Annotated in this window: 15 protein-coding genes and 1 tRNA gene; 6 read left to right on the forward strand and 10 right to left on the reverse strand. The window is 65.8% G+C overall.

Annotation, left to right across the window (positions count from 1 at the left end; genetic code table 11):
* Positions 1-374: 374 nt before the first annotated feature.
* Positions 375-1,355 carry an aldo/keto reductase gene (locus IEW01_RS00115; RefSeq protein WP_188525576.1) on the reverse strand — a complete coding sequence of 327 codons (981 nt, stop codon included), beginning with the start codon at positions 1,353-1,355 and terminating at the stop codon, positions 375-377.
* 806 nt (positions 1,356-2,161) lie between these two features.
* Here IEW01_RS00115 and IEW01_RS00120 point away from each other — a divergent pair.
* A complete protein-coding gene (locus IEW01_RS00120) occupies positions 2,162-3,925 on the forward strand; it encodes an FkbM family methyltransferase (protein WP_188525577.1) in 1,764 nt (587 codons plus the stop codon).
* 32 nt (positions 3,926-3,957) lie between these two features.
* Here IEW01_RS00120 and msrQ read toward each other — a convergent pair whose 3' ends face one another.
* From msrQ to clpB, 4 genes are all read right to left on the reverse strand, one after another.
* Positions 3,958-4,575 (reverse strand): protein-methionine-sulfoxide reductase heme-binding subunit MsrQ, encoded by a 618-nt coding sequence (gene msrQ / locus IEW01_RS00125; protein ID WP_188525578.1) that lies wholly within the window; start codon positions 4,573-4,575, stop codon positions 3,958-3,960.
* A complete protein-coding gene (gene msrP, locus IEW01_RS00130; protein WP_188525579.1) occupies positions 4,575-5,477 on the reverse strand; it encodes a protein-methionine-sulfoxide reductase catalytic subunit MsrP in 903 nt (300 codons plus the stop codon). Before msrP ends, msrQ begins: the two co-directional genes overlap by 1 nt.
* Positions 5,478-5,542: 65 nt before the next feature.
* On the reverse strand, positions 5,543-7,036 hold the full coding sequence (locus tag IEW01_RS00135) for an FMN-binding glutamate synthase family protein (RefSeq protein ID WP_188525580.1): 1,494 nt from the start codon (positions 7,034-7,036) through the stop codon (positions 5,543-5,545).
* A gap of 133 nt (positions 7,037-7,169) precedes the next feature.
* Complete coding sequence (gene clpB / locus IEW01_RS00140; RefSeq protein ID WP_188525581.1) at positions 7,170-9,785, reverse strand: ATP-dependent chaperone ClpB; 2,616 nt, start codon at positions 9,783-9,785, stop codon at positions 7,170-7,172.
* Positions 9,786-10,056: 271 nt separating this feature from the next.
* Here clpB and pyrF point away from each other — a divergent pair, with 271 nt between their 5' ends.
* Complete coding sequence (gene pyrF / locus IEW01_RS00145) at positions 10,057-10,746, forward strand: orotidine-5'-phosphate decarboxylase (RefSeq protein WP_188525582.1); 690 nt, start codon at positions 10,057-10,059, stop codon at positions 10,744-10,746.
* A gap of 105 nt (positions 10,747-10,851) precedes the next feature.
* On the opposite strand, the gene IEW01_RS00150 is transcribed toward pyrF, so the two are convergent.
* Both IEW01_RS00150 and IEW01_RS00155 read right to left on the reverse strand, forming a co-directional pair.
* Positions 10,852-11,121 carry an NfeD family protein gene (locus IEW01_RS00150; RefSeq protein WP_188525583.1) on the reverse strand — a complete coding sequence of 90 codons (270 nt, stop codon included), beginning with the start codon at positions 11,119-11,121 and terminating at the stop codon, positions 10,852-10,854.
* The gene (locus IEW01_RS00155; RefSeq protein ID WP_188525584.1) at positions 11,118-12,014 is read right to left on the reverse strand and encodes an SPFH domain-containing protein; all 897 of its coding nucleotides are present in this window, start codon (positions 12,012-12,014) and stop codon (positions 11,118-11,120) included. Before IEW01_RS00155 ends, IEW01_RS00150 begins: the two co-directional genes overlap by 4 nt.
* Before the next feature lie 279 nt (positions 12,015-12,293).
* Between IEW01_RS00155 and IEW01_RS00160 the strand changes: the two genes are divergently transcribed.
* Positions 12,294-12,770, forward strand: a complete 477-nt coding sequence (locus IEW01_RS00160; protein ID WP_188525585.1) for a rhodanese-like domain-containing protein — start codon at positions 12,294-12,296, stop codon at positions 12,768-12,770.
* 45 nt (positions 12,771-12,815) lie between these two features.
* Here the strand turns inward: IEW01_RS00160 and IEW01_RS00165 are convergent, their stop codons facing one another.
* Positions 12,816-13,499 (reverse strand): hypothetical protein, encoded by a 684-nt coding sequence (locus tag IEW01_RS00165; RefSeq protein ID WP_188525586.1) that lies wholly within the window; start codon positions 13,497-13,499, stop codon positions 12,816-12,818.
* 250 nt (positions 13,500-13,749) lie between these two features.
* Between IEW01_RS00165 and IEW01_RS00170 the strand changes: the two genes are divergently transcribed.
* Entirely contained in the window at positions 13,750-15,003 is a 1,254-nt protein-coding gene (locus IEW01_RS00170) for a DNA polymerase IV (RefSeq protein ID WP_188525587.1), read from the forward strand.
* A gap of 10 nt (positions 15,004-15,013) precedes the next feature.
* Here the strand turns inward: IEW01_RS00170 and IEW01_RS00175 are convergent, their stop codons facing one another.
* Positions 15,014-15,877, reverse strand: a complete 864-nt coding sequence (locus IEW01_RS00175) for an N-formylglutamate amidohydrolase (RefSeq protein WP_188525588.1) — start codon at positions 15,875-15,877, stop codon at positions 15,014-15,016.
* 163 nt (positions 15,878-16,040) lie between these two features.
* Here IEW01_RS00175 and IEW01_RS00180 point away from each other — a divergent pair.
* Together IEW01_RS00180 and ykgO are read left to right on the forward strand one after the other, a co-directional pair.
* Positions 16,041-16,115, forward strand: a tRNA-Val gene (locus tag IEW01_RS00180).
* Between the two features lie 65 nt (positions 16,116-16,180).
* Positions 16,181-16,306 (forward strand): type B 50S ribosomal protein L36, encoded by a 126-nt coding sequence (gene ykgO / locus IEW01_RS00185; RefSeq protein WP_028287243.1) that lies wholly within the window; start codon positions 16,181-16,183, stop codon positions 16,304-16,306.
* Between the two features lie 86 nt (positions 16,307-16,392).
* Here ykgO and IEW01_RS00190 read toward each other — a convergent pair whose 3' ends face one another.
* The gene (locus tag IEW01_RS00190; protein ID WP_188525589.1) at positions 16,393-18,033 is read right to left on the reverse strand and encodes a peptidoglycan-binding domain-containing protein; all 1,641 of its coding nucleotides are present in this window, start codon (positions 18,031-18,033) and stop codon (positions 16,393-16,395) included.
* Positions 18,034-18,105: the final 72 nt, after the last annotated feature.

Here is an 18,105-nt window from a genome sequence, read left to right on the forward strand (position 1 = left end):
TCCGCTGCGTCGGTGAGGGGGTATTTACGGTTCGGTGCCGGGGGGCGCAAGTGGTTTTTTTCAGAAACATGACATTTTTTCGCCGGGACCCGTTTTTTCAGCCAAAAACATGGGCTTACGCAATCAAATGTCGTTCCGGCCCCGGTTTTGAGCAACAAAGTTTGCCGCGATGCAGCGCGGATTTCCCTGCCCCTCAGGGTTATCCACAGACTCATATGGGGGTGCTTGACCATTTTTTCAAATTTCACCCCTGAATCGGCCCGGATTCCCGGTCGGACCCGGGCGACTCGGCCGATTCCGGCGGGTCGGCGGGGCGATTCACCGGCGAGTCGCGCCGACTCGCGCCGTGAATCGGCCCCGGAACCCCCGATTCATCAGATCGGGCAGCGCACCAGCGGGCGGATTCGCTCCACGTAGACCTCGCGCAGCGCCGCGTGGACCGATTCATCCAGAGGCGGCAGTTCAGAAACCCGGGCATTGCGCGCTGCCTGGTCCGGGCGCGAGACACCAGCGATCACCGAACTCACCGCCTCGTGGTCGAGAATCCAGCGCAAGGCGAAATCGGCGAGGCTCATACCCTCCGGCACGTGCGGACGAATCCAGTCGAGCGCGTCGATCGCCTTGTCCAGTTCGATGCCCGAGAATGTCTCGCCCACCGAGAAGGCCGCGCCATCGGCGTTGTAGTTGCGGTGATCGGTTTCGGGAAAGCGGTGACCCTTCTCGAATTTCCCGGTCAGCACCCCGGAGGCGAGCGGCAGGCGCACGATGATCCCGACGTTTTTCTCCTTCGCCTCGTCGAAGATCTCCCACCCCGCGTCCTGCCGGTAGAGGTTGAAGATCATCTGGAGCGTGGCGAGCCCCGGCCGGGCCAGGCAGAGCCGGGCTTCGGCGATGGTTTCCACGCTGGCGCCCCAGTTCCTTGTCAGCCCTTCGGCCTTCATCTCTTCCATGATGTCGAAGATCGCGCCCTGCTCCAGCACCGCGGGCGGCACGCAATGGAGTTGAACGAGATCGAGGCTGTCGACGCCAAGCCGCTCCGCCGAGGCACGCAGGTGATCGCCGATTGCGCCGGCCTCGTATCCATCGGGATAGAGCGCCTCGGTGCGGCCCACCTTGGTGGCGACGACAGAGCCCTTGCCCGCCCCTTTCAGAAACAACCCCACCTGGGTTTCGCTGCGGCCGGCGCCGTAGACATCCGCGGTATCATAGAAGGTGATGCCGGCGTCATGCGCGGCCTTCAGCGCGGCCTGCGACGTGTCATCCTCGATCGGGCCGAAATCGCCGCCAAGCTGCCAGCAGCCCATGCCGATTTCCGAAACCTCGAAGCCGGTCTTTCCGAGAAGACGGGATCTCATTCTGCCCTCCTTTTCCTATCGGCATCCTAGCTGTGAACACTCACCTGGTTGTTCTTCCGTTTCGGAGTTAGGCTGCAATCGCCAAACTCCAGCCGAGGACCCCGAAGGAAGAACAGCCCACATCACAATGCCCGCACCATGCTGCACAGTCGAGGACTGATCGCCCTGCGACATCGGGGGGCGCCGCCATCGGTGACCGCCATGGAACCCGCGATATCGGTTCGGACAATCTACAAATGGCTGCACCGTTTGCGTGAAGGCGGCAAGCCGCGCGTTCCAATGCCTCGATTGCACCCACCCGCCGCCCGGCCGCTATCGGCGCGACCCCGGCCCGGTGATTTGATCCATGCCGACACCAGGATAGCCGGACCGGTTCCAGCGCGCCGGCCACCGCGTAACCGGCGGGCGCAAGGACAATCGCAGTGGCGTTCCTCGTCCGGGCGCTGCGGTGGTTGCGCAGCAGGGGTCCGTGCGTCGAGCAGGACATGATCGACAAAGTATCAGCCACTATCTCAGGCCTCTGGGGCAAGGCCCTGCGCTGGCTCTGAACAGCCTTGCGTGAAGTCACATCCGGCGTCGGCCCGATGCTTTCCGGCACCCCCGGACAAACAACCGCGATATATGGCGCGAGCCTCGCCAGCAGAAACGGTGCCCCCGAATTGCCCGGCAATGTCTTGTATTGCGCAACAATGTATAGCATCGTTTCGGAAGATGTTGGGATCCCCATGGCCGCTGTTTCGATCCGGCGCCGCCGGACGCGGCCCCCTAAATAACCAAGTTGGATCTTTCCCGTGACGGCAGACCAGATGGAATACGCGGCACTCTGCAAAGGCGTGCGAGTGCCGCACTCTCCCTTCCTGACCGAGACTCGCATCGCCCGCATCAGGGAGGAGCGCTATGAGGGGGACGAAATCGCCGGTGCACTCACGGTGGTGCGACGCGGCGACCGGGTTCTCGAACTGGGCGCCGGCCTTGGCATTGTCGGTGCAGTGACGGCGAGAAACGCTGCGCCCGAAGCCGTGCTGTCCTTCGAGGCCAACCCCGAATTGATCCCACACATCCGCGAGCTCCACCGGATGAACGGCCTCGAAGACACCGTCGAACTGCGCAACCAGGTTCTGGTCTCGGCCATGGAGCGGCCCGACACCGTCACCTTTCACCTGCACAACTCCTTTCTCGGCTCGTCGCTCGCCGAAAACACGTCGCGCAAGACGCGTCCGGTCGACGTGCCGACAGCAGAGTACCGCGCGGTTCTGGAAGACTTCCGGCCCACCGTTCTGATCATGGATATCGAAGGCGGTGAGCTCGACTTTCTGAAGCATGCCGATCTGTCCGGCATCCGGGCGGTGGTGGTCGAGTTCCACCCGAAGGTCTACGGCAAGGAGGGCATGCAGGCTTGCAAGCGCATCCTGCGGAACGCCGGTTTCGAGAAGCTTGACGGTCCCTCGACACGCCTAGTCTGGACGTGCGCCCGCGCGGACCGGGGCGCCTCGCCGCCAGATCCCCTTGGGGGCTGGTCACACGGTCTACGCACAATCACGGGCGCGATTGTCCAGGCCCCCCGACGCCGCGAGAAATACACGCCGTCCGGCGTCATGGAACAGGACGGTACAGATGTGCCAGACGCCGCGGTCTGGCACGGCAAGCGGCGAACCCATGAACCCTTCGCCGCGCCGGCTTCGGTCGCGGAGGAGATCCCCGGCACTTGGCTTTGGGGTGGCACGCTCTGGAGCTATTTCGCGCATTTCATCGTCGAAAGTTCCGGGCGGCTCTGGGCGCTCGATCATCTCGAAACCCCGCCGGACGGAATCCTCTTCATCCCTCGTCGTGACAGCCAAGACACAGACCTCAGCCAGTTCCAGATCGCGTTCTTCCAGGCCCTCGGGATAGATCTTCCCATAAGGGTGGTGACTGACAGCGCCCGGGTTGAAAACCTGGTCGTTCCTGGTCAGGGTTTCGGTCTCGGCGAGATCAGCGCGGGCACCCCGGCGTTTCGCGATTTCATTCATAATCGCTTCGGAAGCGACGTGGAGCCAGAGGGCAGCGATAAACTCTATATCTCGCGCAGCCGGCTCGGACCGAACCGCGGCAAGCTCCTGGGTGAAGAACAGATCGAGGAGGCCCTTGCCAGCCAAGGCTACGAAATCTTCCATCCGCAACTGCACGATATGCGAACCCAGATCTCCCGCTACAAGGCGGCGCGCAAAGTGGTCGCCGCCGAGGGCTCTGCGTTGCACCTGTTCGCTTTCGTCGGCCGCGCCGATCAGAAGGTGGCACTGATCCCGCGCCGCCGCTCCGGGGCCACAACCCATATCATCACACACCTCGAGGGCTTTACCGGTGCCGCGCCGACCGTCCTGAAAGTTCTTCGCGATGTCTGGCAGCCGGTCTCGACCAAGCGCAAACGCCTCGCGGTCGGCGAACCGGACCTACAGCTCCTTCAAGCCGAGCTTGCCCGCGCCGGGTTCATCGACGAAGGACCAGCCTGGCCGCCGCTGGAACCCGACGCAATCCGAGCCTTCCTTGGCGACGGTTTCGAGGCGACAGGCGAAACACTGCTGCCGGGCTGAACCCGTCCGCCGTCCGCCTGCCCCGCCACGGTTCAGGCACGGGCCGACCGGCGCACGACTGGCGGCCGCGGGATCAGCCTGAGCACGATCAGGATCACGAAAGCGGCGAGATAAACCAGCGGTTCGATCTGCCAGCCCTTGCGCAGCATCACGAAATGCACCGCGCCCAGCACAACGGCCGGGTAGACCAGCCAGTGCAGTTGTCGCCACCGCTTGCCGAGTTTGCGCACCGAGGCGTTGTTCGAGGTGGCCGCCAACGGCACGAGCGCGAGGAACCCGACCATGCCCACCGTTATATAGGGCCGCTTCACGATATCGGCCCAGATCCGCGCCGGGTCACGGATATCGAGCACCAGCCAGGTCAGGAGGTGCATACATATATAGTAGAAGGCGAGAAGCCCGATCATGCGGCGGAAACGGATCAGGTTGATCCCGGCAAAGCGCCGCAACGGGGTGACCGCGAGGCCCAGGAGCAGGAACTGGAGGCCGAGCAGCCCCAGCCGGTGCTCCAGCGCAGAGATCGGCTCCGCGCCAAGCCCCCCGGTGAGCCCGAGATAGAAATACCAGAAGGGCGGCAACGCCCCCATGGCGTAGAGAGGCCAGGTCGGCACGCGCCGAAGGCCCGCGTTGATCCGGTCGGAGAGTGACATCAGAAGAACCGGCTCAGGTCCATACCCGCATAGAGGCTTGCCACTTCCTCGGCGTAACCGTTGAACATCAGCGTGTCGATCCGCGACGCGAAGATGCCGGCACCGACCTCCCGCTCGCTCGCTTGGCTCCAGCGCGGGTGATCCACTTCCGGGTTCACGTTACTATAGAAGCCGTATTCACGCGGGTTGGCCTTGTTCCAGCTCGTCGGCGGCTCGCTGTCCGTCAGCGTGATCCGCACGATCGACTTGATCGACTTGAAACCATATTTCCACGGCACCACCAGCCGCAGCGGCGCGCCGTTCTGATTGAGCAGGCTCTCACCGTAGATACCGGTGGCAACCATGGTGAGCGGGTGCATCGCCTCGTCGAGCCGAAGCCCCTCCACATAGGGCCACTCGAGCACCCGCGAGCGCGTGCCGCGCATTTCCTCCGGGCGATAGAGCGTCTCGAAGGCCACGTATTTCGCCGACGGCTGCACGCCGACCTTCTCCAGAAGCGCGCGCAGCTCGAAGCCGTTCCACGGAATCACCATCGACCACGCCTCGACGCAGCGGAAACGATAGATCCGCTCCTCGATGTCCATGCCCTTGAGCACGTCGGCGAGATCGTAGCTGCCGGGCCGGTCCACCAGCCCGTCGATCTGCACGCTCCACGGGTCGGTCGTCATCGCGTCGGCATATCTGGAAGGGTCTTCCTTGCCGGTGCCGAACTCGTAGAAATTGTTGTAGCTCGTAATGTCTTCGTAAGACGTCGGCTCGCGCTCGATCGGAACGGCCGCCGCGATCGGCCCGGCGATTGCGCCGAACCCCAGCCCGGACGCGCCTGCGATGATCTGTCGGCGGTTCAGCCAGCTTTGCTTCGGGGTCACGTCGGCCCAGGTCAGTTTGCTCTTGTAAGCCATCTTGCACCTCTCTCCGGTTTGTCCCCTCCTAGCTGACCTTTCTACGCCCGCCAAAACAACGTGGATCAACTTACCGCGTGCGTGCTGTAACTTGGGTAGAGCTCGTTCATCGGAATCGAGCGGCCATCGTTCTGCACGATGCGCACGTGCCGCCGCCGCATCTGACGCGGCTCCGACACGCCCACCGAATGCGCGATCGTCTCCACCTCGCCGATCACGCCGGCGGCGAAATGCGCCACCTTGTCGGCCTTGATCTGCGGCACGAGGCCCTTCTGCAGCCTCGGATTATGGGTCGTGACCCCGGTCGGGCAGGTGTTCCGGTTGCACTTCAGGGCCTGGATACAGCCGAGCGAGAACATGAAGCCGCGCGCGCTCACCACGAAATCCGCCCCGGCGCAGATCGCCCAGGCCACGTCGCCGGGGTTCACCAGCTTGCCCGAGGCCACCAGCCGGATGCGCTGGTGCAGCCCGCGCTGGTTGCGCAGATCGGTGATGCGCGGCAAGGCCTCGCGGATCGGCATCCCCACGAGGTCGATCAGCGGCATCGGCGCCGCGCCGGTGCCGCCCTCGCCGCCGTCGAGGGTGATGAAATCGGGCGCGCTGTCGGGGCCGCGGTGCAGGATCAGATCGAAAAACTCGGCGAACGGGTCGACACGCCCCACCACCGTCTTGATCCCCACCGGCTTGCCGGTCACCTCGCGGATATGGCCGATCATGTCGAGCAAGTCGCCCCAATCGTCGATTTCCTCGTGGCGGTTCGGGCTTTCGCTGGGCAGGCCAACCGGGATGCCCCGGATCGCCGCGATTTCCTCGTCAACCTTCGCGCCCGGCAGGATGCCGCCCTTGCCGGGCTTGGCCCCCTGCGCAAGCTTGAGCTCGAACATCTTCACCTGAGGATAGGCCGCCACTTCGCGCAGTTTTTCGTCCGAGAGCTTGCCGTCGGGCCCGCGAACCCCGTATTTCGCCGTGCCGATCTGGTAGACGATGTCGCATCCGCCCTCGAGGTGAAACGGCGAAAGCCCGCCCTCGCCGGTGTTGAGCCAGACCCCCGCCTTCTTCGCCCCCATCGACAGCGCCCGCACCGCCGGACGCGACAGCGCACCGTAGCTCATGCCGGAGATATTGAAGAACGAGGGCGCGGCGTAGGGTTCGCGCGCGGTCGGGCCGATCAGCAGGGGCTCGGTCCTGGCGTATTGATCGCCCAGCGGCGGGAAGGCCGCGTTCATGAAGATCGGGGTGCCGGGCAGCGAGATGTTGCGGGTGGAGCCGAAGGCGACGGTGTTGTCCTTGCCCTCGGCCGCGCGATAGATCCAGTCGCGCTGGGCCCGGTTGAACGGCATCTCCTCGCGGTCCATGGCGAAGAAATACTGCCTGAAAAACTCGCCCAACTCGGTGAACAGCCCGCGAAACCGCCCGATCACCGGATAATTACGCCGCACCGCGTCGGCGGTCTGGATCCGGTCCACGGCATACATGAAGACCGCGGCAACCAGCATGAAGCCGATCGCCAGCACCAAGAGCAGCGCAAGCAACTCCAGAATCCAGACGGTCGTTCCCATGAGCGTTCCTCCCGGTTTGGGGGATCATAGGCGATCCGCGCCGTTCCGAAAGGGATTGCGGCTCACCAGCGGGGAAAATCGGCGTGAAAAAGGGCGGGGCGATGCCCCGCCCTTTCACGTCCTGATGCCTGGCTCAGTGCAGCACGGCATCATCCGGCTTGGGCCGGTTCGAGGCCCCGGTCTTGCCACCGATGATCAGCCCGTCGGCCCCGGCGGTTACCGGCACCACGTCGCCGTCGGCGATCTCGCCGGAGAGCAACCGCTCGGCCAGCGGATCCTGCAAGGCGCGCTGGATCACCCGCTTGAGTGGCCGCGCGCCATAGACCGGGTCATAGCCCTGATCGGCGAGCCAGACCTTCGCGTCGGCATCGAGCGAAAGGGCGATGCCCCGCTTCGCCAGCCGCTTCGAGAGCAGGCCGATCTGGATATCGACGATCCCGTCCATGTTGGCCCGGGTGAGGCGATCGAAGATGATCGTCTCGTCGAGCCGGTTGAGGAACTCGGGCCGGAAGTGCGCGCGCACCGCGTCCATCACGTCGCGCTTCGCCTGGCTGCTGTCGGCATCCTCCGGCAACTGGCTCAGCGCCTGGCTGCCGAGGTTCGAGGTGAGCACGATCAGGGTCTGCTTGAAATCGACCCTGCGGCCGTGGCCATCGGTCAGCACCCCGTCATCGAGCACCTGCAACAGCACGTTGAACACGTCCGGGTGCGCCTTCTCGACTTCGTCGAACAACAGCACCTGGTAGGGCCGGCGGCGAACCGCCTCGGTGAGAACCCCGCCCTCGTCATAGCCGACGTAGCCCGGAGGCGCGCCGATCAGCCGGGCGACCGAGTGCTTCTCCATGAACTCCGACATGTCGATACGCACCATCGCGCTGTCGTCGTCGAAGAGGAATTCGGCCACCGCCTTGGTCAGTTCCGTCTTGCCCACGCCGGTCGGCCCGAGGAACAGGAACGACCCCAGCGGGCGGTTCTCGTCGTTGAGCCCGGCGCGCGCACGACGCACCGCGTTGGCCACGGCGATGACCGCCTGGTTCTGGCCGATCACCCGCTTGTGCAGGCCATCCTCCATGCGCAACAGCTTGTCGCGCTCGCCTTCCAGCATCTTCGAGGTCGGAATGCCGGTCCAGCGTTCGACAACGCCCGCGATCTGTTCGGGCCGCACGGCCTCTTCCACCATCACGTCGTCGTCGCGGCTTTCGGCCTCCGACAGCTTGCGCTCCAGCTCGGGAATGATCCCGTAGGAAAGCTCGCCGGCGCGCGCCAGGTTGCCCTCACGCTTGGCGGCGTCGAGATCGGCACGGGCGCGATCGAGCTTCTCCTTGAGATCGCGCGCGCCTTCGAGCTTGGCGCGCTCGGCCTGCCACTTGGTCGTCATCGCGTCCGATTTTTCCTGCAGCCCGGCCAGCTCTTCCTCGATCTTGGCAAGCCGGTCTTTCGAGGCCTTGTCGTCTTCCTTCTTCAGCGCCTCGGCCTCGATCTGCATCTGCAGGATCTGCCGGTCGAGCTGGTCAAGCTCCTCGGGCTTCGAATCCACCTCCATGCGCAACCGGCTCGCGGCCTCGTCGACCAGGTCGATCGCCTTGTCCGGCAGGAAGCGGTCGGTGATGTAGCGGTGCGACAGGGTCGCGGCCGCCACCAGCGCGGAGTCGGAGATCCGCACGCCGTGGTGCAGTTCGTATTTCTCCTTGATGCCGCGCAGGATCGAGATGGTGTCTTCCACCGTCGGCTCTTCCACCAGCACCGGCTGGAACCGCCGGGCCAGTGCCGCGTCTTTCTCGACATACTTGCGGTATTCATCGAGCGTGGTGGCGCCCACGCAGTGCAACTCGCCGCGCGCCAGCGCCGGTTTGATGAGGTTGGCCGCATCCATCGCGCCATCGGCCTTGCCAGCGCCGACCAGCGTGTGCATCTCGTCGATGAACAACACGATCTCGCCCGCCGCGGCGGTGATCTCGTTCAGCACGGCCTTCAACCGCTCCTCAAACTCGCCGCGATACTTCGCGCCGGCGATGAGGGCGCCCATGTCGAGCGCGAGCAGCTTCTTGTTCTTCAGGCTCTCGGGCACGTCGCCGTTGATGATCCGAAGGGCCAGCCCCTCGGCAATGGCAGTCTTGCCGACGCCCGGCTCGCCGATCAGCACCGGGTTGTTCTTGGTGCGGCGCGAAAGCACCTGCATCGTGCGGCGGATTTCCTCGTCGCGGCCGATGATCGGGTCGATCTTGCCTTCCTCGGCGGCCTGCGTGAGGTCGCGCGCGTATTTCTTGAGGGCCTCGTAGCTGTCTTCGGCGCTCGCCGAATCCGCCGTGCGGCCCTTGCGCACATCGTTGATCGCGGTGTTGAGGTTCTGCGCGCTGACAGCGCCCGCTTCGAGCGCCTCCTTCGCCTTCGACTTGACCAGCGCCAGCGCGGTCAGAAGCCGTTCGACGGGCACAAAACTGTCGCCCGCCTTCTTGGCGAGCTTCTCGGCCTCGTCCAGCACACGCCCGGTCTCGGTCGCGAGATAGATCTGCCCGGCATCGCCGGTGACCTTCGGAATACGGCCGAGCGCGGCATCGACCGCCTCGCGCACACGTTGAGGCTCGCCCCCGGCCTTGCGGATGAGGTTCGCGGCCATACCCTCTTCATCGTCCATGAGGGCTTTGAGCAGATGCTCGGGCGCGAGCTGCTGATGGTCTTCGCGCATCGCGATCGTCTGGGCAGCTTGAACAAACCCGCGCGACCGCTCGGTGAACTTCTCCAAGTTCATCTTTCTCTCCTTTTCAAAGCGCCCAATTCGCGAATGCCCGCTCAGCGGCACATCCTGTCTGGGCCTCGCACTTCAGATGGGTTCAGGGGGGAAGTTCCGCAAGATCAGCGCCTTGAAGAATCTCCTTCCGGGTCCTCCTCGAAATCACGGCGAAAAGAACCGCATGCCTGCCGGGTCTCGTTGACAGACAACAGCGAACCGCCTGCGGGGCCCGCCTTGCCGCTCGCGCAGGCTCAGCCTATCAAGGGGTAAAATCCGCAGGAGTGCCGCAATGACCGATGACCGCCTGATCGTCGCCCTCGACGTGCCCAATGCCCTCGAAGGGCTGCAAATGGCGCAAAGGCTGGGCGATAGCTGCCAGTTCTACAAGATCGGCCTCGGCATGCTCACCGGCGGCGGGCTGGCGCTGGCCCGTGAGCTGATCGACGAGATGGACAAGCGCGTGTTTCTCGACATGAAGCTGTTCGACATCGGCAACACCGTCGAATCCGCCGTGCGCGGGCTCGCGCAATACGGGCTCGATTTTCTCACCGTGCACGGCGACCCCCACGTGGTGCGCGCCGCCGGCGAAGGAAAGGGCGGGTCCGACCTGCGCATCCTCGCGGTCACGATCCTCACCTCGCTCGACCGGGCCGACCTCGACGCCGCCCTCATCAAGCCGGGCGACATTCAGGAACTGGTGGCCGAGCGCGCCCGGCGCGCCTTCGAAGCCGGGGCCGACGGCGTGATCGCGAGCCCGCTGGAAGCCGCGCTGATCCGCGCCCTGCCCGAGGCCGCGGGCCGCCTCATCGTCACCCCCGGCGTGCGTCCGGCCGGCGCGGCGATGGGAGACCAGAAACGGGTGATGACACCCGGCGAGGCGATCCGCGCAGGCGCCGACCATATCGTCGTCGGCCGCCCGATCATCCGTGCCGACGACCCGCGCGGCGCGGCCGAAGCGGTGCTCGCCGAAATTCCCTGACATCCAGGATTTCTTGGGTCGGAAAATACCTCGGGGGGTCGCAGGGGGGCAGCGCCCCCCTTCTGGAAGATCGAGCGCGGCGCAGCCGCACCGCCTGGCAACGGCTCAATCCTCGTTGATGTCGCGATGAAATACCTTGCGCTGTCCCTTGCGCACGCCAAAGATCTGCCGGAGCGCGATCCACGCCAAGAGCGAGACCATGGCGAAGATCACCAGCACCCATGGCAGGCTCAGCACCACGCCCAGGCCCACCAGAACCCCCACCACGACGGCGCCGAGGGCGAAACCGACGAAGAAGAACCCCGGCGCCACCAGTTCGAGGATCGCGAGCACAAGCCCGGCCGCGACCCAGGCCCACCAGATCTCCCAGATCATTTCGGCTTGCCCCGGAGCATCGAGAAGGCATCGGCGAACGCGTCAAGCGCGTTCGCGGGCAGAACCAGGGTCTGGTTGCCCGCGCCGGTGCCGAGCTTGGTCAGCGCCTCGACCTGCTTGAGCGCCACCTGGTATTGCGCCGCCTCCAGCCCGTTGTCGGCGATCGCCCGCGCCACCACTTCCGTTGCATAGGCCTCGGCATCGGCCTGGATGCGGCGCGCCTTGGCAGCCTGTTCGGCCGCGTAGAGTTCGGCGTCGGCATTCAGCTCGACCGCCCGCTTCGTGCCCTCGGCCTCCGTGACCTGCGCGCGCCGGGCGCGTTCGGCGTTGAGCTGCTGCAGCATCGCGTCGCGCGTGGCCTGGTCGAGGTTCACGTCGAGGATCTCGGCCCGGGTCACCTCGATCCCCCAGGCGTCCACCGCGTCTTCCACGCTCGACTTGATCTGCGCGATCAGCTGCGACCGGTTCGACTGCACTTCGTCGAGGTCCATCCGGCCGATCTCGGCGCGCACGATCCCGGCCACGGTGGTGGCGATGGCGCCGTCGATATCGCGGATGCGGTAGACGGTCTTTTCCGGCTCCAGGATGCGGTAGAACACCGATGTGTCGATCTGAACCAGCACGTTGTCGCGGGTGATCGCGTCCTGGCTGGCATTGGGCAACTGGCGTTCGAGGATCGAGATCCGGTGTGCCACACGATCGATAAAGGGGATGACGAAGTTGATTCCCGGCCCGAGCACCGATTGCAGCCGCCCGAAACGCTCAACCACGTATTTCTGGCTCTGCGGCACGATCCGCACCCCGAGGAAGATGGCGAGAATGATGAAGGCCGCGAGCAGCAGCAGCACGATGTTCGCGCCAAGGAACTGGCCGGCAATATCTTCGGTGGGCATGGTCACGCTCCCAGAGCACAGGAAATATGGCCGCGAGTATGGTCCGCCGCCGCGCCGCGCTCAAGCCTATATGAGCGGCCCTCGCCCCGCTAAAGGGTGCAAAGAATCCGGGCGAGCCCGCCTCAGGTGGGCCGGCCACGTTTTGGCTCTGCCCGGTCGCATGATGCGGGGCTGCCCGTGCAGCCCTCGCCCCGGACGTTGCGCCCGGCCGCCGAGCGCCGGGGTTGAGGCAACCTCGGGGGCTGCCTATCTGCTTCCAAACCTGATGAGGACAACGCCATGACCCGCAAGACCTACAGCCAACTCGCCCAGGAAGCCGCCGAACGCATCGAGGAAATCATGCCCTGGGACGTGCCGGACTTCCTCGCCGCGAACCCCGACGCCCTGTTGCTCGATATCCGCGAGCGCGACGAATTCGCCCGCGCCCATATCGCAGGCTCGCTCAACGTTCCGCGCGGCATCCTCGAAAGCGCCGCCGAATGGGATTATGCCGAAACCGAGCCGGCGCTGGTCACCGCCCGCGACAAGCCCGTGGTCATCATCTGCCGCTCCGGCAACCGCTCCGCGCTGGCTGCCGAAGTGCTCGAACAGATGGGATTCGAAAACGTCCGCTCCGTCAAACTCGGCATCAAGGGATGGAACGACGCCGACCTTGACCTCGTCGACACGTCCGGTGCCGCGATCGAGGGCGACGACGCCATGCCGCTCATCGAGATCCAGCCAAGGCCCGAGCAGCGAGACCCGGCGCGCGACTGAGGGCGGCCAGGCGGCCGCCCCCTTCGCTGTGATCGACGCTTGCGGTCAGTTCAGGCCGAGGGTGGCGCGCAGTTCCGCGAGCGCCTCGGGCGAGAGCGTGGCACCGCCGCTGGCCACAAGAAGCACGTCTTCTTCGGCAGCCTGAAGCTCCGCGTAGGTTGCCGCGTCGGCGTTGGACAGATCTTTCAGCCGCGCCAGTTCCGTCTCGTAAGCCAAGGCGGCAGCATGTTGGTCCAGCAGGGCCTGGTATCCTTCGTCGGTCTCGTCGGTGGCCTCGATCTGAGCCTGCAGGTCCGCCGAGGCCGGGCCATCGTAGCTGCCTTCGAAAGCAACGTATTCATTGTAAGAGGCGATCCACTCATCGTAAGCGGCGCCGGTCTCGACCGCCGCATCACGGTATGCCGCGATCTTGCCGACCTGGCTGTCGGGCGAGGCGTTCTTGAATGCATTCTCATTGGCATGCATCGCGTTGAGGCCCTTGAGTTCGCTGGCGAGCGCGCCCTTGTTCCGCTTCTCCCCGGCGGCTCCGGCAGAACGGTTGGCCTTGGCCGATTTCTCGCCGCCGGCCTTGCCCCCGCGGTTGCTCGCGCCTCCGCCGCCCTTTTCGCCGGATTTCCCCTGCGCGTAGGCCGAATCCGCGCTCAGCACGGTTGCTCCGATCGCAATCGGGGAAAGCGCCAGGGCGGAAACGGCCAGCGCAACGACTTTTTTCGTGAGATGGTTCTTCATGGGTTGGTCCCTTTCTGTGTTCTTCTGAGGGCTGTCTGGTCAGCGGCGGGAATCGGGGGAACGCAAAAGCACATGGCGGTGCGCGCAATCGCCCCCGCTATGACGGATCTACACCGATGCCAGTATCGGACCGATGCTAGGGCAAAAGTGGGCAACTTTGTGGCTAAATTGGGATCGGGCCAGACTTCCGCGGCATCCCGCCGACGATGGCCGCTTCCGCCCCTTCGCCCGGCCCTGCTATACTGTTCCCATGCCCGCTCTCTGCCGCGACTGTTTTCACACCTTCGAAGCCGGCGCCCGTTGCCCCGCCTGCCGGTCGCCGCGCGTTCTCTCCCATCCCGAGCTTTTCGACCTCACCATCGCCCACATGGATTGCGATGCCTTCTATGCCTCGGTCGAAAAGCGCGACGATCCCGCCCTCGCCGACAAGCCGGTGATCATCGGCGGCGGGCAGCGCGGCGTTGTTTCCACCGCCTGCTACATTGCCCGCATTCGCGGTGTCCGCTCCGCCATGCCGATGTTCCAGGCACTGAAGCTCTGCCCCGAGGCGGTTGTGATCCGGCCGCGCGGTGAGCATTACGCCGCCATCTCTCGCCAGATTCGTGCGCTGATGGAGGAACTGAGCCCGGCCATTGAGCCGCTGTCGCTCGATGAGGCCTTTCTCGACATGACCGGCACCGCGCGCCTCCACGGCGCGCCGCCAGCGGTGATGCTGGCCCGCCTGGTGAAGCGGATGGAAGACGAGCTGGGCCTGTCCGGCTCGATCGGCCTGAGCCACAACAAGTTTCTCGCGAAGGTCGCCTCCGACCTCGACAAGCCGCGCGGCTTCTCGGTGATCGGGGCGGCCGAAGCCGCCGACTTCCTGCGCGACAAGCCGGTGAGCCTGATCTGGGGGGTGGGCGGCGCCACCCGGGCCAGCCTCGAACGCGCCGGTATCCGCACCTTCGCCGACCTGTTGCGCTGGGACAAAACCGATCTCCACGCCCGCTTCGGCACGATGGGCGACCGGCTCTGGCACCTCGCCCGGGGGCAGGACGATCGCCGCGTCTCGTCCCACCACCCGGTCAAGTCGATCTCGAACGAGACCACCTTTTTCGAAGACACCGCCGACCCGGAACTGCTCGACGGCCACCTCTGGCGGTTGGCCGAAAAGGTGGCCGACCGCGCCAAGGCGAAAGACATCGCCGGCCGCGTGGTTACGCTCAAGCTCAAACGCGCCGACTTTCGCGGCCTGACCCGGCGCATCTCCCTGCCCGACGCCACCCAGTCGGCTGACCGGATCTATCGCACCGCGCGCGCGCTGTTCGATACCGCCCTCGGCGAGGCGCCGTTCCGGTTGATCGGCGTCGGCATCTCCGATCTCGCCTCCGCCGAAACCGCCGACCGTTCCGGCGACCTGCTCGATCCACAGGCGGCGCGAAGAATCGCCGCCGAACGCGCCACCGACGCGATCCGCGCCCGCTTCGGTACGGGAGCGATCCTGAAGGGCCGCGCGATTCGGTGAGACTGTTCGCCTATTCGGCAGCCAGTGGCATATCCTCGACAGGCCGGCCGATTTCGGCGATCCCGCCGATGATCTCGTCGAGCACCCGCCGGATCCGCTCGAAGCCGGCGTTGGGCCGGATTTCCGCCTCGTCCATGTAAAGCGCGCGGTCGATCTCGATCTGGATCACGTGCTGGCGGCGCGAGGGGCGGCCGTAATACTGAGCCGTGTAGGCTCCGGCAAAGGGAACATTGCGCGCCACGACGAAGCCGGCGGCGCGAAACGCCGCCTCGACCCGCGCCACGATCGCTTCGCTGGCCGACGCGCCAAAGCGATCGCCGATCACGATCTCGGGCTTCACATCGCGCGCACGGCACAGGCTCTCGATCGCCTCGTGCGGCATCGAATGGCAATCAATCAGGATCGCCTCGCCGAACAGCGCGTGCGATTCGTCGAGCAACGCCTTGAGCCCGGCGTGATAGGGAAACCAGTGCTCGGCGAGCCGCGCCTCGGCCTCGACGAGCGGCAGCTTGCCACGATAGATCTCGCGCCCGCCCGCGACCACGCGCGGGATCACCCCCAGGCCGGCACTCACGCGCGGATTGTTCGCGCCGCGCTTCACGCCCCGGATCAGCGACGGATCCAGCTCTTCCGCCCCCCGGTTGAGATCTACGAAAGCGCGCGGCGTATTGGCGGCGATGAGCGGCGCGCCGTGGGCGGGCGCGCCGGAAAACAGAAGGTCGACGAAGGCATCTTCCGAGGTGCGGATCGTATGTTCGTCAAGCACAGAGCGGCGCAGAAACCCCTGACCATAGGCGCGGCCGGAATGGGGCGAAGCGAAAACCACGCTCGTCGTGCGCCGGATCGGCTGGTATGTTTCGTAGACGTCGGGCATCGCGCGCCACCTCCTGACACGCACTATAGGAGGATTTACGCGCCCGCCAAAAGCCCCTTGCGCAGCCTTCGGCAACCTTCTATAGACCCGAGAACCGGCGCGGGGTTTCCCGCGTCTGTGTGTTTGAATGCCCCGGTCGGGGTGTTCGGGCAAAGATCTGGAAGGGCGATTAGCTCAGCGGTAGAGCACTTCGTTGACATCGAAGGGGTCACTGGTTCGATCCCAGTATCGCCCACCATCGCCGCCCGAGAGGGCAAGGAATTCAACTGGCGCTCCCGGCGCCGCGATATGAGGAGAAGGGCCATGAAAGTCCGCAACTCGCTCCGTTCGCTGAAGTCTCGGCACCGCGACTGCCGCGTCGTGCGCCGCAAGGGCCGCGTCTACGTCATCAACAAGACGCAGCGCCGGTTCAAAGCCCGTCAGGGCTGAGCTTAGCAACGAGCTGATTTGAAAGGCCGTCGGGTGTAGCCCGGCGGCCTTTCGCTTTTCTCACAACCGGGCGGCGCCGGCTCAGCTCAGCGCACCGCGAGCAACCGCACCATGGTTTCCTGCGTAACGAACCCGGTGACCGCGATATCGTTCGCCCGCTGGAACCGGCGAATCGCGCGGCGCGTGTCCTTGTCGAAGATGCCATCGATCCGCCCGGGATCGAACCCGGCGGCATTCAGGCGATTCTCCACCAGCAGACGGATGATGCCGTTCCCGGCAACCCGCGCCTCCTCCGCCTTCGCGGCCTCCGCCTCGGCGTCGCCGTCATCGCGGGTCAGTTCGTCCAGCCGGGCGCGCGCCTCCTCGCCGAAAGCCCCCTGCGGGTAGCGCGCGAGGTAATCGCGATAGGCCGCGGGCGTGTCTGCCGCGCGTGCCGCATCCCAGGCCTGGCGTTCCTCCGCGCGCGCGGCCGCGCGCTTGTCGGCCTCGATCTCGGCCAGCCGGCTCTCGGCGACACCGGCGAACAGCCCATCGGGATAGCGCGAGAGGTAGGCGCGCAAGCCCGCTTCGGACGAGCCGCGCCCGGTTTCACGCCAGTAGTTCGTGTCGCGCCGTTCTTCCTCGGCCTGCCGACGCGCGGCCTCGGCTTCGAGCTCCGCCGCGCGCACCGCCGCCACGTCGCGCAAGGCCCGCAGCTGGTCGGCTGTCAGGTAACCGGTGGCCGGATAGCCCTCGGCGCTCTGCCACGCGGTGATCGCGGCGCGTGATCCGGGGCCGAAGATCCCGTCGATCCCGCGCGGATCATAGCCCAGAAGCGAAAGATCACGCTGGATGTCGCGCCGGGCATTCCGGTCGAGCCCCATCGCCGCCTCAACCGCCCGCGCCCTGTCGTCGGCGCTGCCCTCGATCCGCCGGATCTCTCCCCGCGCGGCCGAAGAGAAGCGCCCGCTCGGGTAGCGGTCGAGGTAGGCCTCGAAGGCTTCAACGGTGCCGATCTGTTCGATCACCTGCCACCATGCCGCCTCCATGTCGGGTTCGAGCCGAACCTGGGGCGCAGCAGCCCCATCGCCGGGAACGGGCAGGAACGGCACGGCATCGGAGAGGAACCCCGAGACGGCCAGATCACGGCGCGAGTCGCCGAGACCGGAGGCCATATCGGCACCGGGCACGAGCACAACCTCGCGGGCGGCCCGCAGAAGCTGGTTGAGCGGCCCGGACACCACCGTCACGCCCTGCGGCGCAGTCACATCGGCACCCGGCACCAGCCCGGTGCCCTCGATCCTCTTGCCGGACCTGGCCAACATCACCACGGCCTGCCCCGGCCGCTCCGCCACGATATCGAGGATCGCCCCAAGCGGCACCGCCGCGCTGCCGACCGAGAGATCGTCAGGCTCGGTGGCCTCGCGGGTAAGCAGCCAGGCCTCGCGCGGCGTGCTCACCATGTGGCCCGAGAGAAGCACGAACACCCGCTCCGCATCTGCAACGGCATCGCGAAAGCGCGCCACCGTGCTCCAGGCCCCGGACGCGCTCTGGTCGAGTGAAGAAATGACCCTGAACCCGGCCGACTCCAGGCTTTGCGCCATGTCGGCGGCCTCGGGTGCGCCCGGTAGATCGGGCAAATCCCGGTAATCATCACCGACGACAATCAGCGCCACATCTTCCGCGGCGGCGATTCGCGGCGCGAGGCAGAAAACCGCCAACGCCAACGCCTTGAAAACAGGTCTCATGTCATCCTCCCGTCACATCCGGACTTTACCAGTGTCTACCAATTCCAGCCCCACCGCAAAGCCGCTGCCGAT

The sequence above is a fragment of the Sinisalibacter lacisalsi genome (genome assembly GCF_014640115.1).
Classification (GTDB): Bacteria; Pseudomonadota; Alphaproteobacteria; order Rhodobacterales; family Rhodobacteraceae; genus Sinisalibacter; species Sinisalibacter lacisalsi.

Coding starts and splice junctions, on each gene's coding strand:
- IEW01_RS00115 (WP_188525576.1), bottom strand. CDS start 1,355: ATGAGATCCCGTCTTCTCGGAAAGACCGGCTTCGAGGTTTCGGAAATC.
- IEW01_RS00120 (WP_188525577.1), top strand. CDS start 2,162: ATGGAATACGCGGCACTCTGCAAAGGCGTGCGAGTGCCGCACTCTCCC.
- msrQ (WP_188525578.1), bottom strand. CDS start 4,575: ATGTCACTCTCCGACCGGATCAACGCGGGCCTTCGGCGCGTGCCGACC.
- msrP (WP_188525579.1), bottom strand. CDS start 5,477: ATGGCTTACAAGAGCAAACTGACCTGGGCCGACGTGACCCCGAAGCAA.
- IEW01_RS00135 (WP_188525580.1), bottom strand. CDS start 7,036: ATGGGAACGACCGTCTGGATTCTGGAGTTGCTTGCGCTGCTCTTGGTG.
- clpB (WP_188525581.1), bottom strand. CDS start 9,785: ATGAACTTGGAGAAGTTCACCGAGCGGTCGCGCGGGTTTGTTCAAGCT.
- pyrF (WP_188525582.1), top strand. CDS start 10,057: ATGACCGATGACCGCCTGATCGTCGCCCTCGACGTGCCCAATGCCCTC.
- IEW01_RS00150 (WP_188525583.1), bottom strand. CDS start 11,121: ATGATCTGGGAGATCTGGTGGGCCTGGGTCGCGGCCGGGCTTGTGCTC.
- IEW01_RS00155 (WP_188525584.1), bottom strand. CDS start 12,014: ATGCCCACCGAAGATATTGCCGGCCAGTTCCTTGGCGCGAACATCGTG.
- IEW01_RS00160 (WP_188525585.1), top strand. CDS start 12,294: ATGACCCGCAAGACCTACAGCCAACTCGCCCAGGAAGCCGCCGAACGC.
- IEW01_RS00165 (WP_188525586.1), bottom strand. CDS start 13,499: ATGAAGAACCATCTCACGAAAAAAGTCGTTGCGCTGGCCGTTTCCGCC.
- IEW01_RS00170 (WP_188525587.1), top strand. CDS start 13,750: ATGCCCGCTCTCTGCCGCGACTGTTTTCACACCTTCGAAGCCGGCGCC.
- IEW01_RS00175 (WP_188525588.1), bottom strand. CDS start 15,877: ATGCCCGACGTCTACGAAACATACCAGCCGATCCGGCGCACGACGAGC.
- ykgO (WP_028287243.1), top strand. CDS start 16,181: ATGAAAGTCCGCAACTCGCTCCGTTCGCTGAAGTCTCGGCACCGCGAC.
- IEW01_RS00190 (WP_188525589.1), bottom strand. CDS start 18,033: ATGAGACCTGTTTTCAAGGCGTTGGCGTTGGCGGTTTTCTGCCTCGCG.